General features: G+C 68.3%; 24 protein-coding genes and 4 pseudogenes. 13 read left to right on the forward strand and 15 right to left on the reverse strand.

Going from position 1 to position 25,277, the window contains the following annotated elements:
• Nucleotides 1–14 precede the first annotated feature (14 nt).
• Nucleotides 15–974 carry a helix-turn-helix domain-containing protein gene (locus ABZ396_RS03250; protein ID WP_358922662.1) on the forward strand — a complete coding sequence of 320 codons (960 nt, stop codon included), beginning with the start codon at nt 15–17 and terminating at the stop codon, nt 972–974.
• Here the strand turns inward: ABZ396_RS03250 and ABZ396_RS03255 are convergent.
• The 4 genes from ABZ396_RS03255 to ABZ396_RS03270 form a co-directional block, all read right to left on the reverse strand.
• Nucleotides 971–1,273, reverse strand: coding sequence for a hypothetical protein (locus ABZ396_RS03255; RefSeq protein ID WP_358922661.1), 303 nt, complete (start codon nt 1,271–1,273; stop codon nt 971–973). The genes ABZ396_RS03250 and ABZ396_RS03255 overlap by 4 nt on opposite strands.
• Nucleotides 1,274–1,411: 138 nt before the next feature.
• Entirely contained in the window at nt 1,412–1,573 is a 162-nt protein-coding gene (locus ABZ396_RS03260; RefSeq protein ID WP_358922659.1) for a hypothetical protein, read from the reverse strand.
• A 171-nt stretch (nt 1,574–1,744) separates the two neighbouring features.
• Nucleotides 1,745–2,914 carry a serine hydrolase domain-containing protein gene (locus ABZ396_RS03265; RefSeq protein WP_358922657.1) on the reverse strand — a complete coding sequence of 390 codons (1,170 nt, stop codon included), beginning with the start codon at nt 2,912–2,914 and terminating at the stop codon, nt 1,745–1,747.
• A 58-nt stretch (nt 2,915–2,972) separates the two neighbouring features.
• The gene (locus tag ABZ396_RS03270; RefSeq protein WP_358922656.1) at nt 2,973–3,836 is read right to left on the reverse strand and encodes an NAD(P)H-binding protein; all 864 of its coding nucleotides are present in this window, start codon (nt 3,834–3,836) and stop codon (nt 2,973–2,975) included.
• 135 nt (nt 3,837–3,971) lie between these two features.
• On the opposite strand from ABZ396_RS03270, the gene ABZ396_RS03275 reads away from it, so the two are divergent.
• Nucleotides 3,972–4,430: a MarR family transcriptional regulator gene (locus ABZ396_RS03275; protein WP_358922654.1), complete on the forward strand. Its 459-nt coding sequence runs from the start codon at nt 3,972–3,974 to the stop codon at nt 4,428–4,430.
• Nucleotides 4,431–4,482: 52 nt separating this feature from the next.
• Here ABZ396_RS03275 and ABZ396_RS03280 read toward each other — a convergent pair.
• The 3 genes and pseudogenes from ABZ396_RS03280 to ABZ396_RS03290 all read right to left on the reverse strand — a co-directional run.
• Nucleotides 4,483–5,001: pseudogene (locus ABZ396_RS03280) on the reverse strand (IS5 family transposase); the annotation flags it as partial.
• A 261-nt stretch (nt 5,002–5,262) separates the two neighbouring features.
• The gene (locus tag ABZ396_RS03285) at nt 5,263–6,063 is read right to left on the reverse strand and encodes a maleylpyruvate isomerase family mycothiol-dependent enzyme (protein ID WP_358922652.1); all 801 of its coding nucleotides are present in this window, start codon (nt 6,061–6,063) and stop codon (nt 5,263–5,265) included.
• A 223-nt stretch (nt 6,064–6,286) separates the two neighbouring features.
• Nucleotides 6,287–6,478 (reverse strand): annotated as a pseudogene (locus ABZ396_RS03290) (DUF664 domain-containing protein); the annotation flags it as partial.
• A 294-nt stretch (nt 6,479–6,772) separates the two neighbouring features.
• Between ABZ396_RS03290 and ABZ396_RS03295 the strand changes: the two are divergent.
• The 3 genes from ABZ396_RS03295 to ABZ396_RS03305 all read left to right on the forward strand — a co-directional run bounded on the left by ABZ396_RS03295 (nt 6,773) and on the right by ABZ396_RS03305 (nt 9,999).
• Nucleotides 6,773–7,261: a hypothetical protein gene (locus ABZ396_RS03295; protein ID WP_358922650.1), complete on the forward strand. Its 489-nt coding sequence runs from the start codon at nt 6,773–6,775 to the stop codon at nt 7,259–7,261.
• Between the two features lie 296 nt (nt 7,262–7,557).
• A complete protein-coding gene (locus ABZ396_RS03300) occupies nt 7,558–8,079 on the forward strand; it encodes a hypothetical protein (protein ID WP_358922648.1) in 522 nt (173 codons plus the stop codon).
• A 667-nt stretch (nt 8,080–8,746) separates the two neighbouring features.
• Nucleotides 8,747–9,999, forward strand: a protein-coding gene (locus ABZ396_RS03305) for an IS3 family transposase (RefSeq protein WP_358922646.1) whose coding sequence is annotated in 2 segments (ribosomal slippage) — nt 8,747–9,029 and nt 9,029–9,999 — 1,254 coding nt in all. Because the reading frame shifts where the segments join, the coding sequence is not laid out codon by codon here.
• A gap of 234 nt (nt 10,000–10,233) precedes the next feature.
• On the opposite strand, the gene ABZ396_RS03310 is transcribed toward ABZ396_RS03305, so the two are convergent.
• Nucleotides 10,234–10,437 (reverse strand): DUF397 domain-containing protein, encoded by a 204-nt coding sequence (locus ABZ396_RS03310; RefSeq protein WP_358922644.1) that lies wholly within the window; start codon nt 10,435–10,437, stop codon nt 10,234–10,236.
• Nucleotides 10,434–11,282 carry a helix-turn-helix transcriptional regulator gene (locus ABZ396_RS03315; RefSeq protein WP_358922642.1) on the reverse strand — a complete coding sequence of 283 codons (849 nt, stop codon included), beginning with the start codon at nt 11,280–11,282 and terminating at the stop codon, nt 10,434–10,436. The genes ABZ396_RS03310 and ABZ396_RS03315 overlap by 4 nt, the downstream gene beginning before the upstream one ends.
• 175 nt (nt 11,283–11,457) lie before the next feature.
• Here ABZ396_RS03315 and ABZ396_RS03320 point away from each other — a divergent pair, with 175 nt between their 5' ends.
• Nucleotides 11,458–12,132, forward strand: coding sequence for an ATP-binding protein (locus tag ABZ396_RS03320; protein ID WP_358922640.1), 675 nt, complete (start codon nt 11,458–11,460; stop codon nt 12,130–12,132).
• A gap of 15 nt (nt 12,133–12,147) precedes the next feature.
• On the opposite strand, the gene ABZ396_RS03325 is transcribed toward ABZ396_RS03320, so the two are convergent.
• Both ABZ396_RS03325 and ABZ396_RS03330 read right to left on the reverse strand, forming a co-directional pair.
• Nucleotides 12,148–15,291: a DUF3427 domain-containing protein gene (locus tag ABZ396_RS03325; protein WP_358922638.1), complete on the reverse strand. Its 3,144-nt coding sequence runs from the start codon at nt 15,289–15,291 to the stop codon at nt 12,148–12,150.
• An 88-nt stretch (nt 15,292–15,379) separates the two neighbouring features.
• The gene (locus tag ABZ396_RS03330) at nt 15,380–16,390 is read right to left on the reverse strand and encodes a hypothetical protein (RefSeq protein WP_358922636.1); all 1,011 of its coding nucleotides are present in this window, start codon (nt 16,388–16,390) and stop codon (nt 15,380–15,382) included.
• Between the two features lie 64 nt (nt 16,391–16,454).
• On the opposite strand from ABZ396_RS03330, the gene ABZ396_RS03335 reads away from it, so the two are divergent.
• On the forward strand, nt 16,455–16,745 hold the full coding sequence (locus tag ABZ396_RS03335; RefSeq protein ID WP_358922634.1) for a DUF1905 domain-containing protein: 291 nt from the start codon (nt 16,455–16,457) through the stop codon (nt 16,743–16,745).
• A gap of 58 nt (nt 16,746–16,803) precedes the next feature.
• Here ABZ396_RS03335 and ABZ396_RS03340 read toward each other — a convergent pair whose 3' ends face one another.
• Nucleotides 16,804–18,276, reverse strand: a complete 1,473-nt coding sequence (locus ABZ396_RS03340) for a beta-1,6-galactanase (protein WP_358922632.1) — start codon at nt 18,274–18,276, stop codon at nt 16,804–16,806.
• Nucleotides 18,277–18,512: 236 nt separating this feature from the next.
• On the opposite strand from ABZ396_RS03340, the pseudogene ABZ396_RS03345 reads away from it, so the two are divergent.
• Nucleotides 18,513–18,671 (forward strand): annotated as a pseudogene (locus ABZ396_RS03345) (class E sortase); the annotation flags it as partial.
• A 30-nt stretch (nt 18,672–18,701) separates the two neighbouring features.
• Here the strand turns inward: ABZ396_RS03345 and ABZ396_RS03350 are convergent.
• On the reverse strand, nt 18,702–20,087 hold the full coding sequence (locus tag ABZ396_RS03350; protein WP_358922630.1) for an MFS transporter: 1,386 nt from the start codon (nt 20,085–20,087) through the stop codon (nt 18,702–18,704).
• Nucleotides 20,088–20,202: 115 nt separating this feature from the next.
• On the opposite strand from ABZ396_RS03350, the gene ABZ396_RS03355 reads away from it, so the two are divergent.
• The 4 genes and pseudogenes from ABZ396_RS03355 to ABZ396_RS03370 all read left to right on the forward strand — a co-directional run bounded on the left by ABZ396_RS03355 (nt 20,203) and on the right by ABZ396_RS03370 (nt 22,363).
• A complete protein-coding gene (locus ABZ396_RS03355; protein WP_358922628.1) occupies nt 20,203–20,730 on the forward strand; it encodes a helix-turn-helix domain-containing protein in 528 nt (175 codons plus the stop codon).
• A 27-nt stretch (nt 20,731–20,757) separates the two neighbouring features.
• A complete protein-coding gene (locus tag ABZ396_RS03360; protein WP_358922626.1) occupies nt 20,758–21,078 on the forward strand; it encodes a DUF6412 domain-containing protein in 321 nt (106 codons plus the stop codon).
• Nucleotides 21,079–21,096: 18 nt separating this feature from the next.
• Nucleotides 21,097–21,372: pseudogene (locus ABZ396_RS03365) on the forward strand (hypothetical protein); the annotation flags it as partial.
• Between the two features lie 133 nt (nt 21,373–21,505).
• Nucleotides 21,506–22,363, forward strand: a complete 858-nt coding sequence (locus ABZ396_RS03370) for a fumarylacetoacetate hydrolase family protein (protein WP_358922624.1) — start codon at nt 21,506–21,508, stop codon at nt 22,361–22,363.
• Between the two features lie 121 nt (nt 22,364–22,484).
• On the opposite strand, the gene ABZ396_RS03375 is transcribed toward ABZ396_RS03370, so the two are convergent.
• Nucleotides 22,485–22,988 (reverse strand): heme-degrading domain-containing protein, encoded by a 504-nt coding sequence (locus ABZ396_RS03375; protein ID WP_358922622.1) that lies wholly within the window; start codon nt 22,986–22,988, stop codon nt 22,485–22,487.
• On the reverse strand, nt 22,988–24,058 hold the full coding sequence (locus tag ABZ396_RS03380) for a Gfo/Idh/MocA family oxidoreductase (RefSeq protein ID WP_358922621.1): 1,071 nt from the start codon (nt 24,056–24,058) through the stop codon (nt 22,988–22,990). The genes ABZ396_RS03375 and ABZ396_RS03380 overlap by 1 nt, the downstream gene beginning before the upstream one ends.
• Nucleotides 24,059–24,115: 57 nt before the next feature.
• Here ABZ396_RS03380 and ABZ396_RS03385 point away from each other — a divergent pair, with 57 nt between their 5' ends.
• Nucleotides 24,116–25,222, forward strand: coding sequence for an ROK family transcriptional regulator (locus tag ABZ396_RS03385; RefSeq protein ID WP_358922619.1), 1,107 nt, complete (start codon nt 24,116–24,118; stop codon nt 25,220–25,222).
• Nucleotides 25,223–25,277 lie beyond the last annotated feature (55 nt).

Below are 25,277 nucleotides of genomic sequence, written 5' to 3' on the forward strand. Positions count from 1 at the left end.
GCTACGTTCCTGCCATGCACACCGTCGCCGTACTGGTCTTGGACCAGGTCATCCCGTCCGACTTCACCGTGCCGATCGACACCTTCGGCTGGGCCCGGCTGCCCGACGGCCGGGACGCCTACCGGGTGCGGGTGTGCGGGCCTGCGGACGAGGTGACCGCGGCGGGCGGCGCGTTCACGGTCAAGGCGCCGTACGGGCTGGACGCGCTGGCCGAGGCGGACACGATCATCGTGCCGGGCCTCGCGGATCCCGCCCATGTCATCCCGGCCGAGGTCGCCGACGCCCTGCGCGCGGCGGCGGCGAACGGCACGCGGATCGCGTCGGTCTGTGTCGGGGCGTTCGTCCTCGCGGCCACCGGCCTGCTGGACGGCCTGCGCGCCACCACGCACTGGGCCGCGGCCGACGTCCTCGCCGCGCTGCACCCGGGGATCGAGGTGGACCCCAACGTCCTCTACGTCGACAACGGCCAGTTCCTGACCTCGGCGGGGGCGGCCGCGGCCATGGACATGTGCCTGCACATGGTCCGCAGGGACTACGGCTCGGCGGTCGCCGCGCACACGGCCCGGATGTCGGTCATGCCGCTGGAACGGGAGGGCGGCCAGGCCCAGTTCATCGTCCACGACCAGCCGCCGGCCCCGGCCGGTGCCACCCTGGAGCCGCTCCTGAGCTGGATGGAGGACAACTGCGACCGGGACTTGACCCTGGACGAGGTCGCGGCGCGGGCCGGCATGAGCACCCGTACCCTCAACCGGCGCTTCCGTGACCAGACCGGCACCACCCCGCTGCAGTGGCTGCACCGGGCGCGGGTGCGCAGGGCGCAGCATCTGCTGGAGACCACGGCCCACCCCGTCGAACGCATCGCGACCCAGTCGGGCTTCGGCTCCCCGACGGCCTTCCGGGAACGCTTCCGCAGAGTGGTCGGCACAAGCCCCCAGGCATACCGGCGAGCCTTTCGCAGCGCGGACGCCTTCTAGCCGCGCCGGTCGGCGACCGCCCAGGACGCCAGGGCCACCGCACCCGCCACGCCGAGGACGGACGGCCAGGCGCCGACCTTCTTGGCCAGCGGATGCGACCCGGCGAACGCGGCGGCATACGCGACGGACAGCGCCCCGGCGGCCTTCCCGCCCGCCCGCTGCCGCCACTGCTGCGCGGCGGCGGTCCCGGCGACGGCCAGCACGGCCCCGCCCAGCGGCCGCTTCTTCGTCCACCGCGCCACGCCGTACCCTCCGACGAGCCCGCTCGCGGCGATCACCGAACTGGGAACCCTGGCCATGCCTGTCTCCTTCTGCCGCCTTCTGTTTCTGCCGCCTTCTGTCTGGATTTCCCGAGGCTGGTCCGGCGGCGGCCGCGCTGACCGAACATGAGTCGACCCTTGTCCAATCCTGCTTCATCGAGGACACGATCGCTGCCTTCACGACCTCCATTCGGGGCTGAGCGCGATGGCGCGCAGCTGCTTCATGGTCAGCGCCGGGGTGGTGCGGGTCGCGGCGGTCTGCTGTGAGCCGGACCGGTAGAGATGCCCGGCCCGGGCCGCGGCGAACTCGGCGTTGTCCCCGACAGCCCCCTGACTCATCCGCACACTCCCCCGTCCCCGGCGCTCTGCCGCTCCACCTCATTGATGCGGTGGGCCGGGGAAAATGTTTCACGGGGTTCTCAGGGGGATCTCATGGCCCCCTCTCAGGTCTCGGGCCGGACCGGAACCGCGCCGCACCACCGCCCCCGTGCCTCCCTCACCAGGCCTCTGTCACAAGGCCTCCCGCACCGCGTCGACGAGCGCGGACGCACGCGTGTCCTCGGCCCCTTCGACGATGCTGTTCATGACGTACCCGAAGGCGATGCCGTGCTCGGGATCGGCGAAGGCGAGCGACCCGCCGCGCCCGGGATGCCCGAAGGCACGGGGACCGGTAAGCGGGTTGATCTCGACGGGCAGCATGTACCCGGACCCGAACCGAACCGGCATCATGATGACCTTGTCCACCCCGCCGGCCTGCTCCGCGGTCGCCGAAGCAAGCGTTTCCGGCGTGAACAGCCGCACCCCGTCCACCTCCCCGATCAACGCGGCGTACATCCGCGCCAGCCCACGCGCCGTACCGATCCCGTTGGACGAGGGAATCTCCGCGGCCTGCACCTCGGCGGAGTTGAAGTCGATCTCGGCGGGATCGGTGACGGCGAACGCCCGGTTGTTCAGCGAGTCCGGATCCTGCAGCGCGGCGACGAACTCCCGCGCCTCCGGCGGAACGGCCTCCAGCGGTACGGTGCTCAGATCGATCTCCGCCTTCGGATACACCATCCGGCTGACCCGCCCACGCTCGGCCGCCGGCAGCCCGATGAAGAAGTCGAGGCCGAGCGGCCCGGCGATCTCCTCGGCGAAGAACCTCCCGGGCGTACGCCCGGAAACCCGCCGGATCACTTCCCCCACCAGCCACCCGAAGGTCCGCCCGTGATACCCGTGCCCGGTCCCCGGCTCCCACGCGGGCCGCTGAGCAGCCAGGGCGGCCACCATCGCCTCCCACCCCAACGCCTCCTCCAACGGCACAGGCGGATCGACGGTGACCACTCCCGCCCGATGCGACAACAACCACCGCACCGGAATCCCCGCCTTGCCGTTCACCCCGAACTCGGGCCAGTAGTCGGCCACCGGAGCATCGAGATCCAACTCCCCGCGCTGGGCGAGCAGATGCGCCATGGTGGCGGTCGCCCCCTTGGTAGCGGAGTACACGAGCTGGAGAGTGTCCCGCTCCCACTCCCGCCCGGTGTCCGGATCAGCGACCCCACCCCACAGATCCACCACGGGCCGCCCGTCCCGATACACGCACACGGCGGCCCCGACATCCCCCCGCTGCTCGAAGTTGGCGGCGAACGCCTCCCGCACACCCTCGAACCCGACCGCGACTTCCCCGTTGATCGTCGTCATGCCTTCATCCTGGCACTGCGACGCCCGCTTCGGCTGGGGTCTTGGCAGCGAAGGGCGCTCAGTCGCCGAGTGCCCGCCGGAACACGTCCGCGTTCGCCGCGCACCAGTCGGCGAACGTCCGCGGCTTACGCCCGAGGAGCCGTTCGACGGTTTCCGTGCGCAGACCGGCGGTGTCGGCGCGCATGAGCTCGAGCCCCTCCACGAGCGCCTCGGCGAGGGCCGGCGGCGCTCCGCCGGGGAACCGGAACCGTACCGCCTCTGCCGGTGTGGTCGCCGAGCGCACCTCGATAGGGCTCCCGATCGCATCGGCGAGGACGCGGACCTGCTCGGCGAGGGTGAACGTCTCCGCGCCGGTCAGCGAGTACTCCCCACCCTCATGCCCGTCCTCGGTCAGAGCGAGGGCGGCCACGGCGGCGATGTCGGCGGGGTGGATCGGCGCGTAGCGGCCCGGGCCGACGGGGTCGAGGACATAACCGGCCTCGCGGAGCGTGGGCAGCCAGTCCAGGGCGTTGGTCATGAAGGCGCCCGGCCGCAGAAGGGTGGCGGGGATGCCTGAAGCACGGACGAGGACCTCGCGTTCGTGGTGCCAGCGGCCCATGGCCGGCATGGGCGTGCCGAGGACGTTGAAGGAGGACAGGTGCACGATGCGGCGCACCCCGGCGGCTCGGGCGGCGGCGATGGCGTGCCTGGTGTGGGCGATGCCGATGCCCGCGGGGAGCAGGAACAGACGGTCGACGCCGTGGAAGGCGGCGGTGAGAGTGTGCGGTTCGTCCAGGTCGCCTACGACGCGCTCGGCCCGGCCCGGCAGGTCGGCGGCACGGGCGGGATCGCGCAGGAAGATACGGAACTCGGCTTGCTGTGCGTCGAGTTGGCGGACGAGTTCGCGGCCGATGTTTCCGGTGGCTCCGGTGAGAAGTAACATGACACCCCTGTCATTTGCCGGTTAACGACTTCGCGGAACGGGACGTTAGCCGGGAAATGATTAGCCGTCAATCGATCGCCTGCCCGGCGCCGGCCGCCGGCCCGGTACGCCGTACTCCCTTCCAGAAAGGCCGCGATGCCCGAGTTCCTGGACCTGCACAGCAGGACGTCGAAAGCCCTGCGGGCGCTGGCCGACCGCGGCATGCGGGAGTACGGCCTCCACCTCGGCCAGAACCACCTCCTCGCGGCCCTTTGGGAACAGGACGGCCGTACCCCGGGCGAGATCGCCGCGGCGGTCCACGTCACCACCCCGACCGTCACCAAGATGGCCACCCGCATGGCCACCGCCGGTCTGCTCACCAGGCGCCCCGACGACCGCGACAGCCGCCTGGTCAGACTGTGGCTCACCGACGCCGGCCGGGCACTCCAGAAACCGGTCGAGGAGGAACGCCGGCGCATGGAGGAGGCGGTGACCGCGGACCTCACGGAGGCGGAACGACAGCACCTGCTGAGCGCACTGGCGAAGATCAACCGCGCCACGAACGACCTCCTGGGCGCACCCGGCCATGGGGAGGACACCCCGGTCGCTACCTGACGCCCCACGTCGTAACGGGGCCGAACGGGGCTAGGGCCTGTCCGACGGATGGAATGAACTGCGGGGCGTCGCCCCACTGGCCCGGCGTGAGCAGGAAGGCCAGCAGGCGGCGTCCGCCCTCCCCGGCGAGGTGGATCTTGCAGGTCAAGCCGCCCCGGGAGCGTCCGAGTCCCTCGTCGGGGCGGTGGTGGAAGGGTGCACGTCCTTTTCCCGGCACACGTGGGGGTCTCCTATGTGCTCCTGCGGCGTGCTGATGGGCCCGGCAGGAGGTGGAGTCCACGCTCACCATCGACCAGTCGATGCGGCCATCGGCGTCGGCGTCGGCCAGGACGGCCGCGAGGCTCCGGTCCCACGTGCCATCCGCTGACCATCGCCTGTGCCGTTCGTACACGGTCTTCCACGGTCCGAACCGTGCAGACAGATCCCGCCACGGCACCCCGGTCCGCTCACGGAACAGGATCCCGTTGACCACCCTGCGGTGACTGGCCCAACGCCCACCCCGCTGCCCGGACTTCGGCAGATGCGGCGTCAGTCGTGCCCACTCCGCATTCGTTAAATCTCCCCGCCCCATGACCATGCCAACGATGAGCCTCGGCGACGGTCACAAGATCCGTCGGACAGGCCCGGCCCCGGTGCCACGGCTCTCGCCGTGCCCGGGGCGCTTCTCGTGATCGCTGGGACGGACAAATTCGCACTGCCATCCAGGCAGACGGTCGGCTTGGTGACGCCCCGAGGCCGCCTCGCGGGTTTGAGCCCGGTGCCGCGACTGACGAACCTGGCGAAGAGTCGTGTCTTACCGGCTCGAGGCGCGGCCAACCGCCCCCGCTACGTCCTACTTCTCCTCCGGCTCCCAGGCGCGGAGCAGGTCGAGCAGCCCTGCGTCTCCGTCAACGTGCAAGGACTCGGCCTGGATCCGGTCGTACAGGTAGAGGACCAGCTCACTGGCCGTGCCGTGGACGGAGGCGCCAGCTGCGTCCGAGTCTTCGCCGGTCGCGGCGGTGGGCGCGGGGATGCGGGTGGTGCGTGCGCCGTCGCCGTCGACGGTGAGGCGCCAGGAGCGGCCCTCGGCGGCGTGGAAGTCGAAGGCCGTGGGCTTGTGCGGCCAGGCACTCGGCGTTGCGCAGACGGTGAACAGGAACTCCTCCACACCGTCGAGTGCCAGCTCGACCGGCAGCGGCTGCGGGGCGCCCCCGGCGAGCTGGGCGTCGTAGGTGTGCACCGCGGTCTCCTGGACCCGGTGCCGGGCGGTGCCGCCGGCGGTCTGCGGTGACTGCGACGCGGGCCACCACGTCCAGCAACCGCTCTCCGGTCCCGCCGCGCGCAGGGCGCCCAGCAGAAGCTGCGTCGACGCGTCCAGCCAGGCCAGCAGGGCCTCACGCTCCTGCGGCACTTCCAGCGCGGCGCGCGCGGCGACGGCCTCGGCCGGGGGAGCGTCCGCAGACCCCGCGCCGACGATGGCGGCCCAGAAACGGTCTCCCCCACCCAGGTGCTTCACCAGATCGAACAGCGTCCACCCGGGGCAGGTCGGCACCTGCGCGTCGAGACCGGGCGCGGCGGCGACCACGGCGCGGAAGGCGGTCGACCGTTCATCGATCAGTCGCAACAGGTCAGGGAAGTCAAGATTCTTTTCCACACCGGATGTCTATCACCGTGCTCCGGTGATCGGACAGCGATTTTCACAGTCGCCGCCGGTTGGCCATTGCGGACGTCCTCGCCTCCCACCGCTCGGGTGACAGCTGCGCACTGCTGCTCCGGGCTGTGGCGACGAGGTTCGACAAACGCGCCTACGTCTTCTACGGCACCGTCACCGTTGCCTCGATCCGACTCTGGCTTCGGTTGGGCCCCACCGGAAAGACCTAGAAGTAGCCCTTCGCCCCGTCAAGCAGTTCCCTCACGATGTCCGCGTGCCCGGCGTGCCGTCCGGTCTCCTCGACGAGATGGATGAGCATCCAGCGGAGATTGGCGTTGCTGGAGTGGAAGTCGGGGTGGCGGCCGACATCGTCCAGGGAGGCCGCGGCCACGATCTCGTTGCTTCGGGCGCACTGGGCGCTCGGTCTCCGACTGCCGCCCATTTTTCCACTCAAGATCCGCCGGACAGGCCCTAGTCCCGATCAGGCGGTGCGCAGCCGGCCCCCGGACAGGGAAGTCGGGGAAAGACAACTACCCCCGTCTTTGGGGCCGTTGGCATGCGGTCCTGCCGGCGACTGATCGGGCCTGGTGACGGGAACCAGATTCGCGTTGGGATTCTCCCTGAGGCGGTCGACGGCTGCCTCCCGGCCACACGGGTCCGGCCTCGAAGCCCACCTGGTGCCGCCGCCACGGTATGGCTCAAGCTGGCCCGCATGGATTGGTTGCCACTGCTCTCCACCCTGGCCGGGGCCGCGATCGGCATCGTCGCCACGCTCATCGCCGATCGGAATCGGTGGAAGCGCGAAGACGCCAAAGAAGCTCTTCGGCTGCGGCTCGACACATACACGCAGTACACGACCGCCGTGAAGGTCCTCGGTGAGGCCTTGCGGGCCCTGGCCGAGCGAGAGCACCCTTCCGGTGACGAGCGGGCGCTTGCACTGCGCGAAGCCTTCCGGGAATCAGGCATCGCCATCGCATCCGAACGGATGTGGCTCATCGCGCCCCAGCCTGTCGTCCAGGCCTCCAACAGCGTGTTCCACTGCCTGCGACGCATCCGCGACGGCTACATCGACGGCACTGCTGTCAGCAGTCCAGAGGATCACGCGCGCTGGGAGGAACGCGGCAATGCTGCCGCCAAGATGCGCAAACTCATGCGCGAAGATCTCGGCGTTGGTCCACTCACGGAACGCCACAGCGCCTAACCGGGTACAGCCGAAGACCACGTCACATATTTTCCGGCGTGATCGTTTGCTACCCAAACCAGTCCACGCAGGCCGACATGATCTCAACGACCAACTTCGCTGACAAAGGACACCTGGCACTGGTCGCAGCCTCAGACCCGTCAGCCATGACGAAGTGCTACGCGGAGCTGGGGTAATGGGCGAATGTCTCCCGTGCCCGTTGCGCCCCGTCCGCTGAATGACTCCGAGCGAGTCGTGCCGGAGCACATCCTCTCGGCTGAACTGGTTGGCGCTCCAACATGTGATCCAATGAGCGGATGGGTGGCATAAGCGGGTCTCTGGGGCCGTTGGAACGGGTCGACAGCCGCTGGGCGGTGGGTGATTACCGGCGGGCGGGCGGCACCTGGCTGGAGTTCCGCACCGATGGGCTGTACCAGCACGCGCCCCACTCCGAGGGGCAGTTGATTCCCTGGCCTCGCATCGTGACGGTCACCCGCTTCACGCTGGGCGCCAAGTATCCGAAGGGCTCATACGGCGTACTGGCACTACTCGGCGGGTTGCCGGGCCCCTGGAAGGGGCGCGGTCGCGGCTATCTGCACATGACGCTGCGCCACCCCTATGAGGACTGGGTGGCCCCCTTCGACCGCCACCCCCACTGGTACAACCTCACCGAACTCGTCTTGTTCGAGGCGCTGCTCACGCAGACCGCCGACGCGGGCGAGGCGCACAGGTTCGGCGACGCGGACTGGCTGGGCCGCGCGGTCGACCAGCTGGCACGGCAGCGGGCCCGGACGGCCCGTGGGATACGCCAGGCGGTGACCGAGGCCCGTCAGGCGTGATCCGCAACGATAGATGCAGGTCGGCCACCATCCTGGTGTCACTCTCTGGAAGTGCTGCAGATCTGCGGCTGAGTATCTCAGTCGTAGGGTGAGTGCTGCAGCTGGAGACTCGATTCGCGGAAACCAGCCACCGCCAACGTCGGCGCTCCGTGACGAGGGTGGCGGCGGCCAGAAGGGCCACAGGAACCGCCGCCCAGGCGGGCCAAGCCAACCACGCGGAGATCACGGCCGCAGCGAGCTGAAGCAGCACGAGCAGGATCGTGGCCCAGCCCGGCACCGCGATGATCACCTTGGCCTTGTCTCCTGGGGAGAAGACCGTCGGAAGACCGATCAGAACCACCACAGCCAGGGCGGCGAGCCACCATGAGTGCCCGGACAGGGCCCAGGGGGAGTGGCCACCCAGGCGACGAGTTCAGTCGCGAAGCGCAAGGGCGGACCCTGTGGGGTCGTCCGGTCGCTCCAAGGCCGTCTCCCCGGCAGCGGTGTCAGTCACCTGCGGACGATCTCACGGCGCGCAGCTGACTACCAGAGGCTGCGGCAGCCTCCGGAACTTCGACGCTGGAGCCAACAAGACTGACAACTTGCCAACTTGCCGCTGGTTGCAAGGAACATGACCATGAACCGTTCCGGGTTCGGTAGGGACTCGATCGTTTGAGAGGATCGAGTTATGGCACGTCCTTCCCAGTACCCGCTTGAGCTGCGCCGTCGTGCGGTGCGGATGGTCGCCGAGGTGCGGCCGGAGTACGACACCGAGTGGGCCGCAATGAAGGCGGTCGCCCAGAAGCTGGGCATCGGCACGACCGAGACGCTGCGCAAATGGGTGCGGCAGGAGCAGATCGACGCCGGGACCCGTCCGGGCACGACGAGCGAGGAGTCGGCCGAGCTGAAGCGGCTGAAGAAGGAGAACGCCGAGCTGAAACGGGCCAACGACATCCTCAAGGCCGCGGCGTCTTTCTTCGCGGCCGAGCTCGACCGGCCACACACACGCTCGTAGCGTTCATCGACGAGCACAAGGACCGCTTCGGCGGCGTCGAGCCGATCTGCCGGGTCCTCACCGACCACGACTGCAAGATCGCCCCCTCCACCTACTACGCTCACCACAAACGCCAGGCCGCACCCGCTGCCCGCACCGTCCGCGACGCCGAACTGAAGATCCTGATCACACAGGCGTACGAGGCCAACTACCGTGTCTATGGCGCCCGGAAGATCTGGCGGCACCTGAACCGCCAGGATGTCGCGGTGGCCCGCTGCACCGTCGAGCGCCTCATGCGTGAACTCGGCATCACCGGGGCGGTCCGCGGCAAAAAGGTGATCACCACCATCCCCGACGCGAGCTCGGAACGGGCCCCGGACCTCCTGGACCGCAACTTCGTCGCCCCCGCCCCGAACCGCTGCTGGGTCGCCGACTTCACCCACGTCAGCACGTTCGCCGGCGTCGTCTACGTCGCCTTCGTCGTGGACACCTTCTCCCGCCGGATCGTCGGCTGGTCAGCAGCTAGATCGAAGGAGACACAGCTTGTCCTGGACGCCCTCGAGATGGCCTTGTGGCAGCGTCACCGAGACCAACTCCCGTATAAGAAAGGCAAGTTGATACATCACTCCGATGCCGGCTCGCAGTACACATCGTTCGCGCTCGCCGAGCACCTCGGCCGGGCAGGCATCGCCGCGTCGATCGGATCGGTCGGCGACGCCTATGACAATGCCCTCATGGAGTCCACGATCGGCCTGTTCAAGACTGAGTTGATCAAGCCCTGTCGGCCCTGGAAGACACTTTCCCAGGTTGAACTCGCCACCGCTGAATGGGTCGACTGGTACTGCCACCGTCGGCTCCACGGTGAAATAGGGCACATCCCGCCCGCGGAATACGAGACCAAGTACTACCGCGAAACCATGAAACCCCAGGTCACAGTCACGACCTAGAGTCTCGATCAAACCCGGAACGGTTCACCATTTGGTGCCAACAACCGTGTGCCACAGAGCCGGAACTGCCAGCTCGCCGGGCCTGTGCCTTGCTGTATATCGGTGCGCGAGTCCCTTGGATTCGGGCGTTGATTGGTCCATGGGGATTCAGGTTAGAGGCGACAGGGTGGAGGCGTACGCCAGCTTCCTCCATCGCGCCGACGAGATTGTCCGTGATCTGCGGCAGCCAGTCAGTTAGCGTGTTTCTGGTTGTACGGGGGCCAGGGCCTGTATGAAGCCCTGCCATGCAGCATGGCTCAACGTGACCTGGGGCCCCAAGGCCACCTTCGAGTCGCGTACCGCGATTGTCCCAGCGAGGGCTCCTACTTCCAGGCACTCGCCCCCCATGCCGTTGCTGTAGCTGCTCTTGCGCCATTGGATGCTGGACGACGGAATCATCGGGAATGTCCCTCCAGGAGTCTTGTGATCAGCAGGGTCGAGCGTTGGGGACTCAGAGCCAAGGCCCTGAGGTGGTCGAATGCCTTCGCGTAAAGCGCCACATCCTTGGGTTCTTCGAGGTAGACCGAATCGGTGAGCCCCTCTCGGTAGACCAAGTCGGGGTCCTCCTGCTCTGGGAAACCGAGGATCGTGTACGACCCGGTGGTGGGGTATGCGCCGGCGTCGAACGGAAGGATCTGGACAGTCACATTCTTCAACTTGCCGATTTCCAGCATACGTTCGAGTTGGCGGCTCATGACCTGGCGGCTGCCGACCACGTACTGCAGTGCACTCTGGTGAACAATGGCCCACAGGTCGGGTGCGCCCTCTCTAGTGAGTAGCTCCTGGCGACGCATCCTGACGTCGACCATGCGCTGAATGTCCTCCGAGGTGTGGTCGACCCATGCACGGCACTGCTCGGCTGCGTACTCATCGGTCTGAAGCAGGCCCGGGATGAACTCCGCTTGGTAGTTACGCAAGTTGGAAACTGCCTGCTCGAGGCCGACATACACAGAGAACCAGGCGGGGATCGCATCGCCGTGAGCGTGCCACCACCCCTTGGTCTTGGACGCCTTGGCCAGCGACTTCAGGAGATCGCGTAGCTCCTCCGGAATCGCGTAGAAGCGGCAGAGTGCATCCACGTCGGAGGCCTGGACGCGGCCCTGTCCCGTTTCCATGCGGCTGACCTTGGAGCTGCTCCAGTCCAGCTCCTTGCCCACCTGGCTACAGGTGAGGCCGCTGTCCTCGCGCAGTCGCTTGAGTTCGATTGCCAGTCGGCGACGGCGAGCCGTGGGGGATCCGGCCATGTCAACTCCTCGTGGATAGCGGAGAGTCCATCCCATCGGAAGGGGCGCGAAAGGCCAATCACCCTAACGAGGGAATCCCTTCGTGCACGTTGCAGGAAGGGATTCCCACTGCGAGTCTGTCACTAGGAGTCATCGCGGAGTGTCAGTGCGCAACGGCGCGTGTGGGAGGCGAGTAATGGTGATCTACGTAAGTGGGCGTGCAGTACGGAAGCCCTGGCGCCACGAGTTCACTGCCCATCCAAAGGAAGTCGCCCAATTGAGGCGGATGTTGAGGCTCCGGCTCATCCTGTGGGGGCTGCACGATCACGTGGACGCAGCGCAGATCTGTGTATCAGAGCTGGTCACCAACGTCATTCAGCATGTCGGCGAGGGAACACCCACGACACTGCGCATGGAGCTCAACGAGCCGCACCTACGTTTGGAGGTTGAGGATCCCGATCCGCGGGCGTTGCCCACCTTGCTCGCTGCCAGCACTGCCCTGGAGTCGGGACGGGGCATGGCACTAGTCGACGCAGTGACCGACCACCGGTGGGGTGTGATGCTTCGCGGCGACACCAAGGTGGTGTGGTGTGAGCTCGCGGTTGATGTCTCTGCAGCCTGTAGTCCAACAAGCGGTCCTCGCGTCACGCGGGCTGCGGCGATCCTTGAGCTGTATGGATCCTGGCCGCTCCTACACGGTAGAGCCATCGCCGGGAGCACCAGCCTGCTGAGTATGGCGGCGGGAGAAGAAGCCGCCATTGAGGTCATGGCTGACGTGCTGCACTGGCTGCGTGCGCATGGCCATGACCCCGATGACGTACTCGACCGGGCGCAGACTCACTTTGAGGCTGAGATCGGCGGACTCCTGTGAAGGGCGTCGAGCCTGCTAACCGGCGGCGATGGCCGAGTACGACCACACATCCGCAGGCAGTTCGTGGTGCAACTGCCAGGTGATGGCCATGGGTTTGCTGCCCTCGTGCCGGACATACGTCGCCCGGCCGAGCAGCATCCATGGTTGGGCCTTACCGATGTCGGTGTCCTTGTAGCGCCGCATGAACAGCAGCACATGGCTGCCGCGCTGAGCGTGCTGTTGATAACGCAGCCCAGTGGGCGACGTGTCAGCGGTCGTGCTCTGGGACTCCCAGTGGAAGAGGGCAGGGCTCAACGCATAGTCCTTGTATCGGACGGTTGGCGAGAAGTCCTTCTCGTTCTTCTCGAGAGTGATCAGCAGAGCGTCCGTCTGGTTCGGCTCGTCCCACAGGACGCCCTGCGCGAACGAGCCTGGCATCTGCCCTCCGAGGCGAGCGACGCCAAGTGCGGCAAGGATCTCCGAACGGTTGTACGCACTGTGGATCTTCAGAGGAATATGCGCGTGTGCGCCCTCCAGGGGGATAGGGAAGTGGTCAGCCTGGCCCATCACCTGGTCGAGTACCTGCCGCAGTTCGCTACGGAGGGCTCGCTGCTCGCGTAGCGATTCAAGGCCCTCCGTGTAGGAGCTGAAACCACCAGCCTTGTCCCAGAGATTAAAGAAGAGCATTCGTGCATAAACTTGGTCCCGCGGGTTTAGGGCCTCGTACGCCAGGGCGTCATCGCTCAGCAAGCGGGTGTATGCCTCGGCGCGTTCGAGGTCGTCGACATGCAGAAACGCGTGCACGCGCTTCAAGAGGTCCTCTTCGTCAGCCTGTTCAGGAAGGGCGGCCAGGCCGGCGCGGCGCAGGACGGACGTCCATGAGTTGTTCGACTTGTACAACTCCTTGATTTCGCGGCGGCTCTCTCTGAGGTAGTCAGCTAGGAGCGGCGTGTCGAAGGCCCTGACTTCCTTGGCGAGGGTCTGCACGGTTGCCTTGATCTGCGTGCGGATGTTGTCCAGCACGAGGTCTTTGGACTTGCCTTCAAGGATGATTTGGCAGCCGGACGGCAGCAGAGGGAAGTCATGCTCGGCATGTTCAAGGAGTCGGTTGCGTGAAAGGTTCGTCATCGCGCGGAACTGCTCTTCAAATCGAAACTCGGCGCGATGCTGGCCAATGAAGTCAAGCACGGTGAGTACGGGCTTGTCGGGCGTGCGGCGCAGGCCCCGGCCAAGTTGCTGAAGGAAGACCGTGGCGCTGTTCGTCGGACGTAGGAGCAGCAGCGTATCGACGTCGGGTATGTCCAAACCCTCGTTAAACAGGTCTACGGAGAAGATGACCTGGATCTCTCCGGCCTTGAGCTCGGACAGGACGCGGTCGCGATCCTCGGGCTTCGATTCACTGTCCAAGGCCGCGGCCTTGAACCCTGCCTCCTGGAAGCACTTCGCCATGAAGTGAGCGTGCTTCCTAGTGACACAAAAGCCGAGCGCCCGCATCTTCGTCGGGTCAGATACCTTGTCCCGCACTTGCTTAATGACGATACGGGCCCGGAAATGGTCAGCAGAGAACAAGTCGCCGAGTTGGCTCTGGTCGTACGTTCCCGAACGCCAGTTGAGGCGGGTGAGGTCGGTGCCGTCAGGCACACCGAAGTAGTGGAACGGGCAGAGGAGGTCGTTCTCGAGCGCCTCCCACAGCCGCATCTCGGCAGCGATCCTGCCCTCGAAGAACTCATCCTGCACGTTCAGCCCGTCGGCACGCTCAGGAGTGGCGGTTAGGCCGAGGAGTTGCTTCGGCTTGAAGTGGTTGAGAACGCGGCGATAGGTCGTAGCCGTAGCGTGATGGAACTCGTCGACGACGATGATGTCGAAGTGGTCCGAGTCGAACTGCTCGAGTCGCTGGTCGGTAAGGGACTGGACGCTCGCGAAGACGTGCTGCCACCCGCGTGGCAGTTCACCGCTGAAGAGCGGTTCGCCGAAGGACGCATCATCGAGTACTTCGCGGTACTTGCGCAGCGACTGGTTCAGGATCTCTTTGCGATGTGCCACAAAGAGCAGCCGCGGGTACTGCTTGCCGTCCCACTGCTTATGCAGAGAGCGGTAGTCAAGGGCAGCCATGACGGTCTTGCCAGTCCCGGTCGCGGCGACCAACAGGTTTTGGTGGTGACCGCGGACCTCACGCTCGACGCGCAGCCGTTCCAACATGTCGGCCTGGTGTGGATACGGCCGAACCTCCAGTCCCGAGAGGCTGATCTTGGCGTCCTGGCTGGACATCGAACCACCCGCCACGCCCAGAGCTTCGTCCAATTTTCGGGCGTCGCGATCCGGGTCGTAGGCCTCAAAAGCGATGTCATTCCAGTATGAGTCGAAGCTCGCCTCGAACTTGGTCAGTACGGCGGGCGTGGCGATAGACGACAGACGGACGTTCCACTCCAAGCCGTCAAGAAGCGCAGCCTTGGAAAGGTTGGAACTGCCTACATACGCGGTGTCGAAGCCGCTGGCACGGCGAAAGAGCCAAGCCTTAGCGTGAAGGCGCGTCGAGCGAGTCTCATAGTTGACCTTCACTTCCGCGCCGAAGTCACGGACGAGCCGGTCGAGGGCGTGCCGGTCGGTGGCGCCCATGTACGTCGTGGTGATGACACGAATGGGCACGCCACGCTGGGCAGCTTCGCGGAGCGAACTCTCCAAAACGCGAATGCCGTACCACTTCACGAACGCACACAGCAGATCGACGCGGTCAGCGGTAGCGAGTTCAGCCCGCAGTTCGAAGCCGAGACTGGGGTCTTCGGGGGCGTTAGTGATGAGCGAGCTTTCGGACAGCGGTGTAGCAGGTCGGACGGCGTAAACGCCAGGTGCTTCGCGTTCGGCTATGGCAAGCAACTGACGGGGGCCATCCACCACCGCATCGATCCACTCACGGGCCCCGTCAACTGTGGCGAGAGACTCCAAGATCTTATTGGCGGCTACGACCTGCTCATCAATAGGCAGGTCGTGGAGGACCCGCCGCACGATTTCCGCAACATGTCGTGCCAGCACATGCGGAGCGGATTCCTTGCTGACTTCCCCCTCGATGGCCTTCCACCCGGCCGCTTCCAGGTCCTTCAGGCGTTGTTGCAGCCGCCGGGTGATCAGCGTCTCGTACAGGCCGACGACGGGCGTTGAGCTGCCAACCAACTCCGGATGCATGAAGGATCCCTCTCACCGATGTGATCGCTGAGTTGGTTGTATCAGGATGTACTGACAACTCGTGGTGGGTTTTGGTCGGGCTCCGCCTCTATGCGCCGTGGCAGGCGTCATACGACTGCTCCTGGCCGCACCAGCAGTCCGAGGTCCGCTGCGGCGGCCAAGCCACCGCCCGCCCCCGCGCCGCCAGCGTCGTCGCGTACTGCGGCAACAGCGTCGTGTCCCCCGGCGGCGAGCCCTCCGATGCCGCGAAGGCCTCGTACGACGGGACCGTGCCCGTCACGATGCCCAGGTTGGCTGTGCCGGAGGCTGAGAGTTCGCGGAGTGCGGACTCTATGGTCGTGAGGTGCTCGGGGTGGGAGGGGTACTCCGTTGCCAGGTTCGGGTACGCCGACAGCAACTCCGACAGTTCCTCCGTCGGCCAGTGCAGGACCGCTACCGGGAACGGGCGGGACAGGGCCGCCCTGTAGGTGCCCAGCTCTGCCCGTAGGCGGGAGATCTCCGCCTCCAGTTCGGCCGGGTTGTCCGAGCCCAGGGACCAGACACGCTTCGGGTCGTGGAGTTCGTCCAGGGAGATGGAGGAGGAGTTCACGGTTTCGGCCAGGGCGTCCCAGTCGTCATGGGGGAGGCCCAGCATGCGGCGGACCCGATGGCGGCCGAACAGCAGCGGGTGCGTCGCGTAAGGGGGTTCCGCTACGTCCGTGAGGAGGAGCGTTGCCGCCTCCGTGAACGTGTCGTGCGCCGCCTCGAGCTCGTCGTGCGATTCCAGGGACTCGGCCACGATCACCCAGGGGGCCGGGTCCCGGGGAGACGTGGTGCGGATGCCGCCGATGATCGCGCGGGCCTCTGCCTCGTGGTCGTACTCCCACAGGTTCGACGCCTTCAGGGCGCGGACCAGCGACACGTTCTCCAGTTTGTCCGGGGTGGAGAGCAGGCGGTCGTAGAGCGCGGTCGCGGCGGGGCGGGCGTCGGACAGTTCCAGGTGGGCCGCGGCCTGCAACAGCAGTGCTTCCGCGTCCTCGGGGTACAGGCCGGCGGTCCGCTCCAGGCGTGCCGCTTCGGCGGTGTGGTCGACGTTCTCGGCAGGCGTGTCGGGGCGCATGGCCACACGGTACTGCCCGTCGGTGACAAAGGAGAGATGGGGAGGGATGGGTAAGACTCGTCTCATGCAGCTTGCCTTTGGGGGCCAGGTCGTCGAGTGGCGTGGGCCCGCGCCGTACTACTTCGTTCCCGTGCCCGAGGACGAGTCCGAGGACATTCGGGCCGTCGCCGCCATGGCCTCGTACGGCTGGGGTGTCATCCCCGTCGAGGCCCGGATAGGGGGCGTTGTCTTCGAGACCTCGCTGTTTCCCAAGGACGGCGGGTATCTGCTGCCGCTCAAGAGTGCCGTGCGCAAGCCGGAGGGGATCTCGGCGGGGGATCACGTGAGGGTGGAGATGACCGTGCGGGTTCAGTGAGCAGGCGGGGGTGCGGCCGTTTCCGTACCCCCGCCTGTTCAGGGGCGGCAGGTGTGCGTCAGATCGTCACGCCGTCGATCTGCAGGGTCTGTACCGCCTTCGCCGGCACCGACACCGCCACCGTCTTCCCCGACACGTACGTGTCCGAGTACGCCTTGTACAGGTCCCCGCCCGTCGTCACCGTGTTCCAGCGCGGGACCAGGCCGCCGGTGCCGCCGGTCACCGTGGTGAAGCCGGAGAGGTTGAAGGTGAAGGTCTGGGCGGAGGTGGCTGTGTTGAGGGCGACTATCACCAGGCGCTTCGCCGAGCTGTCGTAGGCCGCCACCGCGTTGCTCACGCCGGTGTCCAGGATCTTCATCCCGGGACGGATGTGGCGGCTGAATTGTGCCATTACGTAGTACTTGGTGGTGATGGCGCCTGCCGCGAGGGTGTTGGCGTCGTACGCGATCATCGCCCAGTTCGAGGACGGGTCCATGACCTGCCAGTAGACCCAGGCGGTGGGGTGCAGCCAGCGGAAGTCGTAGAGGAGGTTGAAGGCGAGGGTGTAGCCGGTGCCGTCGTTGTCGCCGGTCTCGGAGTTCCAGAGGGCCTTGTGGGCCGTCGTCACGACGTCCGTGTAGAGGAGGTCCCGGCGGCCGCCCGAGCCCTGGTAGCCGTGGACGTTCACGCGGTCCACGTAGCCCCTGGTGGTGGAGGAGAAGGAGTTCCAGGTGGTGCGGGCCAGGTCGTAGCTCGTCTCGTCCGAGGCCGAGATCTTCGTGCCGGTCAGGCCTCGGGTGTTCAACTCGCTTCTCAGGTAGGGGAGTACGGCCGACTGGACCGTGGCGTCCATGTGGCAGCCCTCCTGGGTGCCGGTCGCGGTCCACCAGGAGGACGAGGGCTCGTTGAAGGCCTCGACCGTTGCGAAGTTCACGCCCCAGTTGTTCTTGGCGTAGAGGGCGACGGCGGCCAGGTGGGACGCGTGCTGGCGGTAGTTCCAGGACTGGAGGTTGTTGCCGCCGTCGGAGGCGCCGGACGGGTTGTGGTTGTAACACATCCACCACATGGGGGAGTTGGCGAAGAGTTCGGCGGTCGCGCCCCGGTTCACCGCCTTCACGAGCATCGCGCGCTGGGTCGCGTCCGCCGTCCAGTCCCAGGCCGAGGAGGTGGGGTCCTCGTTGTTCCAGTCCTGCCAGTAGCCCTCGATCTGCTTGAACGCGGGGATGTTGGCGGAGGCCACCATGCTCTCGCCGTTCACGCTGTTCCAGCTGCATCCGCCCAGGTTGTACCGGGCTATGTTCAGGCCCAGGCCGCGGAGCGACGTGCCGTTGTACGTCGTCGACTTGGTGGTGAAGAAGATGTCGGCGAAGTCGTCGCGGGCGCCGAAGACGTTCGCCCACCAGGCCAGCGAGGTGCCCCAGCCCTCCCAGGTGCCGTACGACGTCGACGGGCTGACGGCGATGGTCGCGTCGGCGCGGGCCGTGCCGGTGGCCAGGGTGCTGCCCAGGAGGCCGCCTCCCGCGGCGGCCAGGAGTGTTCTGCGTCGGATCATGGCTGTTTCTCAACCTCTCCGTGCGGCTCAAGCACCGGTTCGCCTTGTCCCGGACCGGTGTTGACTCGTCCCCCCGCATGCCAACAGGAAGCATCTGGTGCGGCGCGCGAGGTTGTCGAGGGTTTCGGCAGCGCTTTCTAAAACCCGTGGAGGAAGTGATCGTGAAGAGGGGGAGGGGCGGGAATCTCTACGGCTCCGGTTGGCTTGCGGTACTGGCTGGCGTGCGGCACCGGCTGGGGGTCATCCGGGCCGTGCCGCGGTCGATCGTGAAGCCGTCGTACGGGTACAAGGGGCCCGGCTACTACATCACCCTCACCACCTGCACGCCCGAGTTCACCTCGCGGTACCGGATGGTGGTGTGGGGGGAGTCGGTGTCGATGCGGCCGCGGACGTAGCGCCGCCCCGGGCCCTGTCGTACCGATCCTCTAGCGCTCCCGCTCCCGCTCCCGCTCCCGCAGCGCCACCACGCTCACCGCGCCCAGCGCAGCCACCCCCGCCGACACCACCATCGCGACATCCGCCCCGTGGGTCAGGCCGCCGCCGGACGACGTGGCCAGGGCGATCGTCAGGGCCACGCCCGCGCAGGAGCCGATGTAGCGGAACGTCTGCTGGGCGCCCGAGCCCATCGCCGCCCGGGCGGGTGGGACCGACTCCACCGCCAGGAGCGGGAGCGCGGCGTTCAGGAGGCCGCTGCCCACCCCGCCGAGGACCAGGCCCGGCAGCAGTCTCGGCCATGAGCCCGCGTCCAGCGCGCCCAGCATCGTCAGTGCGCCGCCCGCGTGCAGCAGGAAGCCGACGGCCAGTTGCCAACGGGGTGACACCCGGCCCGCCAGCCGTTTCGCCTGGAGCGCGACCGTGAAGGACAGGCCGGACCAGAGCAGGAACAGCCACGCCGTGTCCATCGCGGACATCCCCAGCGTCTGCTGGAGCAGCGCCGGCAGATAGCTGAACAGGCCTATCACCGTCAGGCCCGTGAACAGGCCGCCGGCGGAGGAGGACAGGAAGCGGGGGCTGCGGAGGAGGGCCAGGTCGATCATGGGCGTAGCCGAGAATCGGCGTTCGACGAAAGCGAAGACGGCCAGCAGCACCACGGTCGCCGCCAGCAGCAGGCCCACCGGTGCCCGCAGCCAGCCGTCGCGGCCAAGGGTCAGGGCCGCCACCAGCGCCACCAGGGCCAGGCCGAAGGTCAGGGCTCCGGCCACGTCCGGGCGGCCGCCTCGCGGTGAGCGGGACTCCGTCAGTGCGCGGAAGGACAGTGCCCCCAGCAGCAGCGCGGCCGCGCCCAGCACGGCGTAGGCGACCCGCCAGTTGGGCATCGCCCCGGCGACCAGTGGGCCGAGCGCGATGCCGCCGCTGACGAACGCGCCCCACACCCCCGTCGCGTGCAGCCGGCCGCGCGGGCTGGGGAACGCGGCCACCAGCAGGCCCAGACTGCTCGCCAGGATCGCCGCGCTTGCCGCGCCCTGCGCCACCCGGGCGAGGGTGAAGGCCCAGGTGGAGGTCGTGAGGCCGCCGAGGGCGGTGGTCAGGCCGAGGGCGAGGGTGCCGGCGACGAAGATACGGCGGCGGCCGTAGTCGTCGGCCAGGCTGCCCGCCACCAGCAGGAGGGCGGCAAGGCCGAGCGGGGTGCCGTTCAGGAGCCAGGCCTGTGCGGAGAGGGGGGTGTGCAGGGCGGCGGCCGTGTCCGGGAGCGTGACCATCGGGGCTGTGTACGTCATCAGGGCGACGGCGGTCGCGGCGCTGGTCAGGGCCAGTGTGGGGCGGCCACTCGGGGACGGTTCGGGGGACGCTTCCGGGGGCGGCTCGGTCACGGCAGAAGGACTCGCACGCTTCAGAGTTCTTTCACTGAACCTAGTCATGGCAGTACCGTAGCATCGTCGGTTCGTTCATTGAACCAGCGGCAGGGAAACTGACTAAGGTGGTCCCATGGCACTGGGCAAGGACTATGTGACGCAGGAGTGCTCGATCGCTCGCGCGCTGGAGGTCGTCGGCGAGCGCTGGACGCTGCTCGTCGTCCGCGACGCGCTCTACGGCGTACGGCGCTACAACGACTTCCTCGTCCACCTCGGCATCCCGCGCGCCGTCCTGTCGGCCCGCCTCAAGACGCTCACCGAGGAGGGGATCCTGGAGAAGCGCCGGTACCAGGAGTCGCCGCCCCGGGACGAGTACGTCGTCACCGACCGCGGGATCGCTCTCTTTCCCGCGCTGCGCGCCCTCGCCGTCTGGGGACGCGAGCACCTCATGGACTGCCGGCTGCGCTACTTCCGGCACGCCGACTGCGGCACCGAGCTCGGGTCGTACGGCGAATGCCCCGCCTGTGGAACCGTCGTACCCGTCTGGGACGTTGTCATCACGCCGGGCCCCGGGCTCGACCCCGACCCGGCCGACCCGGTCAGCCGGGCGCTCCTCAAGCCGAAGCGGCTCCTGGAGCCGCTGGAGACGGATCATGCATAAAGGGCAGTGATGCGGAGGGGGGTGGGCATGCGCGCGAACCACCGTTGGGCCCTGCCCTCGCGTCCCGCGGCCGTACTGCTGCTCCTCCTGCTCGACCTTCTTCTACTCGACTCCGGCAGCCTCTTCACCACCGTCGCGCTCGCAGCGACCGTCGCTGCCGACGCGGCCCTCGCGGTCTCCTCCGTCCTCGCCGCACGCTCCGCGCCCGCCGTGCCGCCCATCCGGATCCGTACGGCGATACGCGACCGGGCCCGGCGCACGGCCTTCCTGCCGCAGCGCCATCCGGATGCCAAGGGTCGTAGCCGCCCACGAGCCCCCGGGCACGCCCTCCCGGCGACCGCCGCGTAGGACACCCGTCGCACCTGGTTCGGGGGTGCAGGGCTGGTCTATCCGGTGCTGTTCGCCCTCGTCGCCGCGGTCGCCACCTTCACCTTCCTCCGCGCCAGGCGGACGGCGGCGGGGGCGGTGGGCGGTGGCGTGGCGGATGAGCAGGTGCCGGGGCTCGGTGCGGTCACCAAGGTCACGCCGTACCTGTCGTACTTCACGCTGCTCACCGTGGCCGTGGTGCCGCTGGCCGCCGCGCTGCATGTGGTGACCAGTACGACGTGGAGTGCCGTCGAGCGGGCTGTGCTGTATCGATGAGGGTGCCGGTACCTATGGTCCAGTACGTGAACAGGGTATTGCCCGCCGCATCCGCATCTTGGAGGATCGACCAGTCCTCCGATGGCTGCACCCATCGGCCGGGCGCCCGCTATCAAGGGAGATGGTGACGACCATGAAGCTGCTGCGAGTCGGTACGGCGGGGGCGGAGCGGCCCGCGCTGCTCGACGCCCGGGGGACCCTGCGGGACCTGTCGGGTCTCGTGGACGACATCGACGGGGCGCTGCTCGCCGACGACGCGGCGCTCGGCCGGGTCCGGGCCGCCGCCGACGCCGGGGAGCTGCCCGCGCTCGACGCGACCGGGCTGCGGATCGGGCCGCCGCTGGGGCGGATCGGCAAGATCGTGTGCATCGGGCTCAACTACCACGACCACGCCCGCGAGACGGGGGCCGAGCCGCCGGCCGAGCCGGTCATCTTCTTCAAGGCCGCGGACACGGTCGTGGGGCCGAACGACACGGTGCTGGTCCCGCGAGGGTCCGTGAAGACCGACTGGGAGGTCGAGCTCGCCGTCGTCATCGGGCGTACGGCCCGTTATCTGGCCGACGACGAGGACCCGCTGGCGTACGTCGCCGGCTACGCCGTGGCGCACGACGTGTCCGAGCGGGAGTTCCAGATCGAGCGGGGCGGGACCTGGGACAAGGGGAAGAACTGCGAGACGTTCAACCCGCTCGGGCCGTGGCTGGTCACCGCGGACGAGGTCGGGGACCCGCAGGATCTGTCGCTGAAGCTCTGGGTCAACGGGGAGCTGAAGCAGGACGGGACCACCGCCGAGCAGATCTTCTCGGTCGCGGAAGTCGTGCGGTACGTCAGCCGGTTCATGGTGCTCTACCCCGGGGACGTCATCAACACGGGGACCCCGGCGGGAGTGGCGCTCGGCGCGCCCGAGCCGAAGCCGTATCTGCGGGGCGGCGACGTGGTGGAGCTGGAGATCGCGGGGCTGGGCAAGCAGCGTCAGGAGTTCAAGGACGCGTAGGCGCTCCGCTGGGAGGGGCGGGGAACTGTGCCGGTCGGTTGTCCGCGGGCCGGATGTGGCTGGTCGCGCCCACGCGGCGGTAGCCGCATATCGAACACAGCCCCGCGCCCCTTTTTGTCGGCTACGCCTCCAAAAATCGCTCCAGGGCCTCCACCACGAAGCGGTGGTCCTGGAGTTGTGGCAGGCCCGACACCGTCACCGAACCGATCACGCCCACGTTCTCCACCGTGATCGGAAAGGAACCCCCGTGTGCCGCGTAGGCGTCCGGGTCCAGGCGTGAGGACTCCTCGAACGCCGTGCCCTTCGCCCGGAAGCGGGCTCCCACCAGGTAGGACGCGGAGCCGTAGCGCTCCACCACCCGGCGCTTGCGGGCGATCCAGGCGTCGTTGTCGGGGGTCGAGCCGGGCAGGGCCGCGTGGAAGAGCTGCTGGCCGGCGCGGTGGATGTCGATGGCCACCGGGGCCTGGCGCTCCCGTGCCATCTCCACCAGCAGGGAGCCGAGGGCCCATGCGTCGTCGTAGGTGAACTGCCGGAAAACCAGGCGGCGTTGCTGAGCTTCCAACTCCTCCACGGACGGAGTGAGTTCGGGGGTGGACTTCGGGGTGATCTGCGGGTGGTGCTGCATCAGAGGGTCACCGTCACCTTTTCGAGCGCCGAGCGGCGGGCTGCTTCCAGGACGTCCAGGGCGGCGGCCGCCTCCAGCGCGGTCACCGGGTTGGGGCCTTCGCCCCGCAGGGCCTTGGCCACGGCCGCGTAGTACGCGGGGTAGTCGCCGGGGAGGGTCGGGACGGCACGGCCGCCGCCGGTGACCGGGGACTCTCCGGCGCCGATCCGGCCGTAGACAGACTCCGGCTCGACGCCCCATCCGGGGCCCGGGCGCCGGCCCTCGCGCAGCGCAGCCTCCTGCGGGTCCAGGCCGTACTTGACGTAACCCGCCTTCGAGCCCAGCACCCGGAAGCGGGGGCCGAGCTGGGCCGCCGTCGCCGAGGCGTAGAGGTGTGAGCGGACACCGTTGGCGTGGGTGAGCGCGATGAACGTGTCGTCGTCCGTCTCCGCGCCGGCCCGGCGGATCACCGACTCGGCGTACACCTGGGTTACCGGGCCGAAGAGGACCAGGGCCTGATCGACGATATGGCTGCCGAGGTCGTAGAGGAGACCTCCGATCTCTGCCGGGTCGCCGGACTCGCGCCAGCCGCCCTTGGGTTGCGGGCGCCAGCGTTCGAAGCGGGACTCGAAGCGCCAGGCGTCACCGAGTTCGCCCTCCTCGAGCAGCTTGCGGAGGGTCAGGAAGTCGTTGTCCCAGCGGCGGTTCTGGAAGACCGAGAGCAGCAGGCCGCGTTCCTCGGCGAGGGCGGCCAGCTCACGCGCCTCGGCCGCGGTGCCGGCGACCGGCTTGTCGACCACGACCGGCAGGCCCGCCTTGAGCGCGGTCGTCGCCAGCGGGACATGCGTCTTGTTCGGGGAGGCGATGACGACCAGGTCGAGTCCGTCGGCCCGGTCGAACAGCTCGTCGGGGCCGGCGACGGTCCGGACGCCCGGGAACTCGGCCCGCGCCTGCGCCTGCCGCTCGGGGTTCGAGGTGACCACCGTGTCCAGGGCGAGGCCCTCGGTGGCGGCGATCAGGGGGGCGTGGAAGACGGATCCGGCGAGGCCGTAGCCGATGAGGCCGACGCGCAGGGGAGTGGCAGCTGTCATGCGTCCTACTTTCGCAACGCTGTTGCCAAAGTGCAAGCGGGAGGGAGAATAGGTGGCGTGAACAGGACGAACAGCGGACCGGGCACGGCCGGAGCCAATCTGCTCGCCGTGCGCAGTCACAACACCGCGCTGGTGCTGGATCTGCTGCGCACGGCCGGGGAGGACGGCATCAGCCGGCTCGAACTGGCCGAGCGGACCGGGCTCACCCCGCAGGCGGTCAGCAAGATCACCGCCCGGCTGCGCGAGGAGGGCCTCGCAGCGGAGGCCGGGCGGCGCGCGTCCACGGGGGGCAAGCCGGCCACCGTACTGCGGCTGGTGCCGGAGGCCGGGCACGCGGTGGGGCTGCAACTCGACCGGGACGAGCTGCGTGCCGTACTGGTCGACCTCGACGGCACGGTCGTCGGCGAGCGGTACGGGGAGCTGGATCTGGGGGCGGGGGCGGCGGCCGTGCTGGGGGCGGCCGCGCGGCTGGTCGGCGAGCTGCGCGAGGAGGTGCCCGAAGAGGTCCTCGGCGTCGGCGTCGCGGCGCCAGGCCCGCTCGACCACACCCACGGTGTGCTGCACCGGGTCACCGGCTTCCCCGAGTGGGACGGCTTCCCGCTGCGGGACGCGCTCGCCGAGCGGCTCGGGGTGCCGGTCGTCGTCGACAAGGACAGCAACGCGGCCGCCCTCGGACTCGCCGTCGGCGGCGAGGGCGGCTCCTTCGCCTATCTGCACCTCGGTACGGGACTCGGCGCCGGCCTGGTCATCGGCGACAGCGTGCACCGGGGGGCGCGGACCGGGGCGGGGGAGTTCGGGCACCAGGTCATCCAGCTGGACGGGCCCCCCTGCCACTGCGGCAACCGGGGCTGCATCGAGGCGCTGTGCCTGGCGGCGGTGGGCCGCCAGGACCCGGGTGAGGCGGCGCGTGTCCTGGGCGCCGGGGCCGCGAACCTGGCAGCGCTGCTCGACATCGACCTCGTGCTGCTCGGCGGCCGTACGGTCGCGGCCGCCCCGGAGACCTTCGTCCGCGGAGTCGCCGCCGTCCTCGACGAACGCGCCCGGCGGGAGGGCAGCCTCGGTACGGCCGTCCCCGTCCGGCTCGCCCCGGGCAGCGACCGGAGAGTCGCGGAGGGCGCGGCCCAACTGCTGCTCGCCCCGCTGTTCGGTCGCGCGGACGGCTGACGGCATGGGGCTGTTCGAGCGGATTGGTCCGCCCCCGCGGAGTGGCACCGGCCCG

Origin of the sequence: Streptomyces sp. NPDC005866 (assembly GCF_040629895.1) — a bacterium.
GTDB lineage: Bacteria > Actinomycetota > Actinomycetes > Streptomycetales > Streptomycetaceae > Streptomyces.

Coding starts and splice junctions, on each gene's coding strand:
- ABZ396_RS03320 (WP_358922640.1), top strand. CDS start 11,458: ATGGTGATCTACGTAAGTGGGCGTGCAGTACGGAAGCCCTGGCGCCAC.
- ABZ396_RS03375 (WP_358922622.1), bottom strand. CDS start 22,988: ATGCAGCACCACCCGCAGATCACCCCGAAGTCCACCCCCGAACTCACT.
- ABZ396_RS03340 (WP_358922632.1), bottom strand. CDS start 18,276: ATGATCCGACGCAGAACACTCCTGGCCGCCGCGGGAGGCGGCCTCCTG.
- ABZ396_RS03275 (WP_358922654.1), top strand. CDS start 3,972: ATGCCCGAGTTCCTGGACCTGCACAGCAGGACGTCGAAAGCCCTGCGG.
- ABZ396_RS03380 (WP_358922621.1), bottom strand. CDS start 24,058: ATGACAGCTGCCACTCCCCTGCGCGTCGGCCTCATCGGCTACGGCCTC.
- ABZ396_RS03335 (WP_358922634.1), top strand. CDS start 16,455: ATGCAGCTTGCCTTTGGGGGCCAGGTCGTCGAGTGGCGTGGGCCCGCG.
- ABZ396_RS03300 (WP_358922648.1), top strand. CDS start 7,558: ATGGGTGGCATAAGCGGGTCTCTGGGGCCGTTGGAACGGGTCGACAGC.
- ABZ396_RS03270 (WP_358922656.1), bottom strand. CDS start 3,836: ATGTTACTTCTCACCGGAGCCACCGGAAACATCGGCCGCGAACTCGTC.
- ABZ396_RS03325 (WP_358922638.1), bottom strand. CDS start 15,291: ATGCATCCGGAGTTGGTTGGCAGCTCAACGCCCGTCGTCGGCCTGTAC.
- ABZ396_RS03360 (WP_358922626.1), top strand. CDS start 20,758: ATGCGCGCGAACCACCGTTGGGCCCTGCCCTCGCGTCCCGCGGCCGTA.
- ABZ396_RS03265 (WP_358922657.1), bottom strand. CDS start 2,914: ATGACGACGATCAACGGGGAAGTCGCGGTCGGGTTCGAGGGTGTGCGG.
- ABZ396_RS03310 (WP_358922644.1), bottom strand. CDS start 10,437: ATGATTCCGTCGTCCAGCATCCAATGGCGCAAGAGCAGCTACAGCAAC.
- ABZ396_RS03255 (WP_358922661.1), bottom strand. CDS start 1,273: ATGGCCAGGGTTCCCAGTTCGGTGATCGCCGCGAGCGGGCTCGTCGGA.
- ABZ396_RS03295 (WP_358922650.1), top strand. CDS start 6,773: ATGGATTGGTTGCCACTGCTCTCCACCCTGGCCGGGGCCGCGATCGGC.
- ABZ396_RS03315 (WP_358922642.1), bottom strand. CDS start 11,282: ATGGCCGGATCCCCCACGGCTCGCCGTCGCCGACTGGCAATCGAACTC.
- ABZ396_RS03370 (WP_358922624.1), top strand. CDS start 21,506: ATGAAGCTGCTGCGAGTCGGTACGGCGGGGGCGGAGCGGCCCGCGCTG.
- ABZ396_RS03330 (WP_358922636.1), bottom strand. CDS start 16,390: ATGCGCCCCGACACGCCTGCCGAGAACGTCGACCACACCGCCGAAGCG.
- ABZ396_RS03250 (WP_358922662.1), top strand. CDS start 15: ATGCACACCGTCGCCGTACTGGTCTTGGACCAGGTCATCCCGTCCGAC.
- ABZ396_RS03260 (WP_358922659.1), bottom strand. CDS start 1,573: ATGAGTCAGGGGGCTGTCGGGGACAACGCCGAGTTCGCCGCGGCCCGG.
- ABZ396_RS03355 (WP_358922628.1), top strand. CDS start 20,203: ATGGCACTGGGCAAGGACTATGTGACGCAGGAGTGCTCGATCGCTCGC.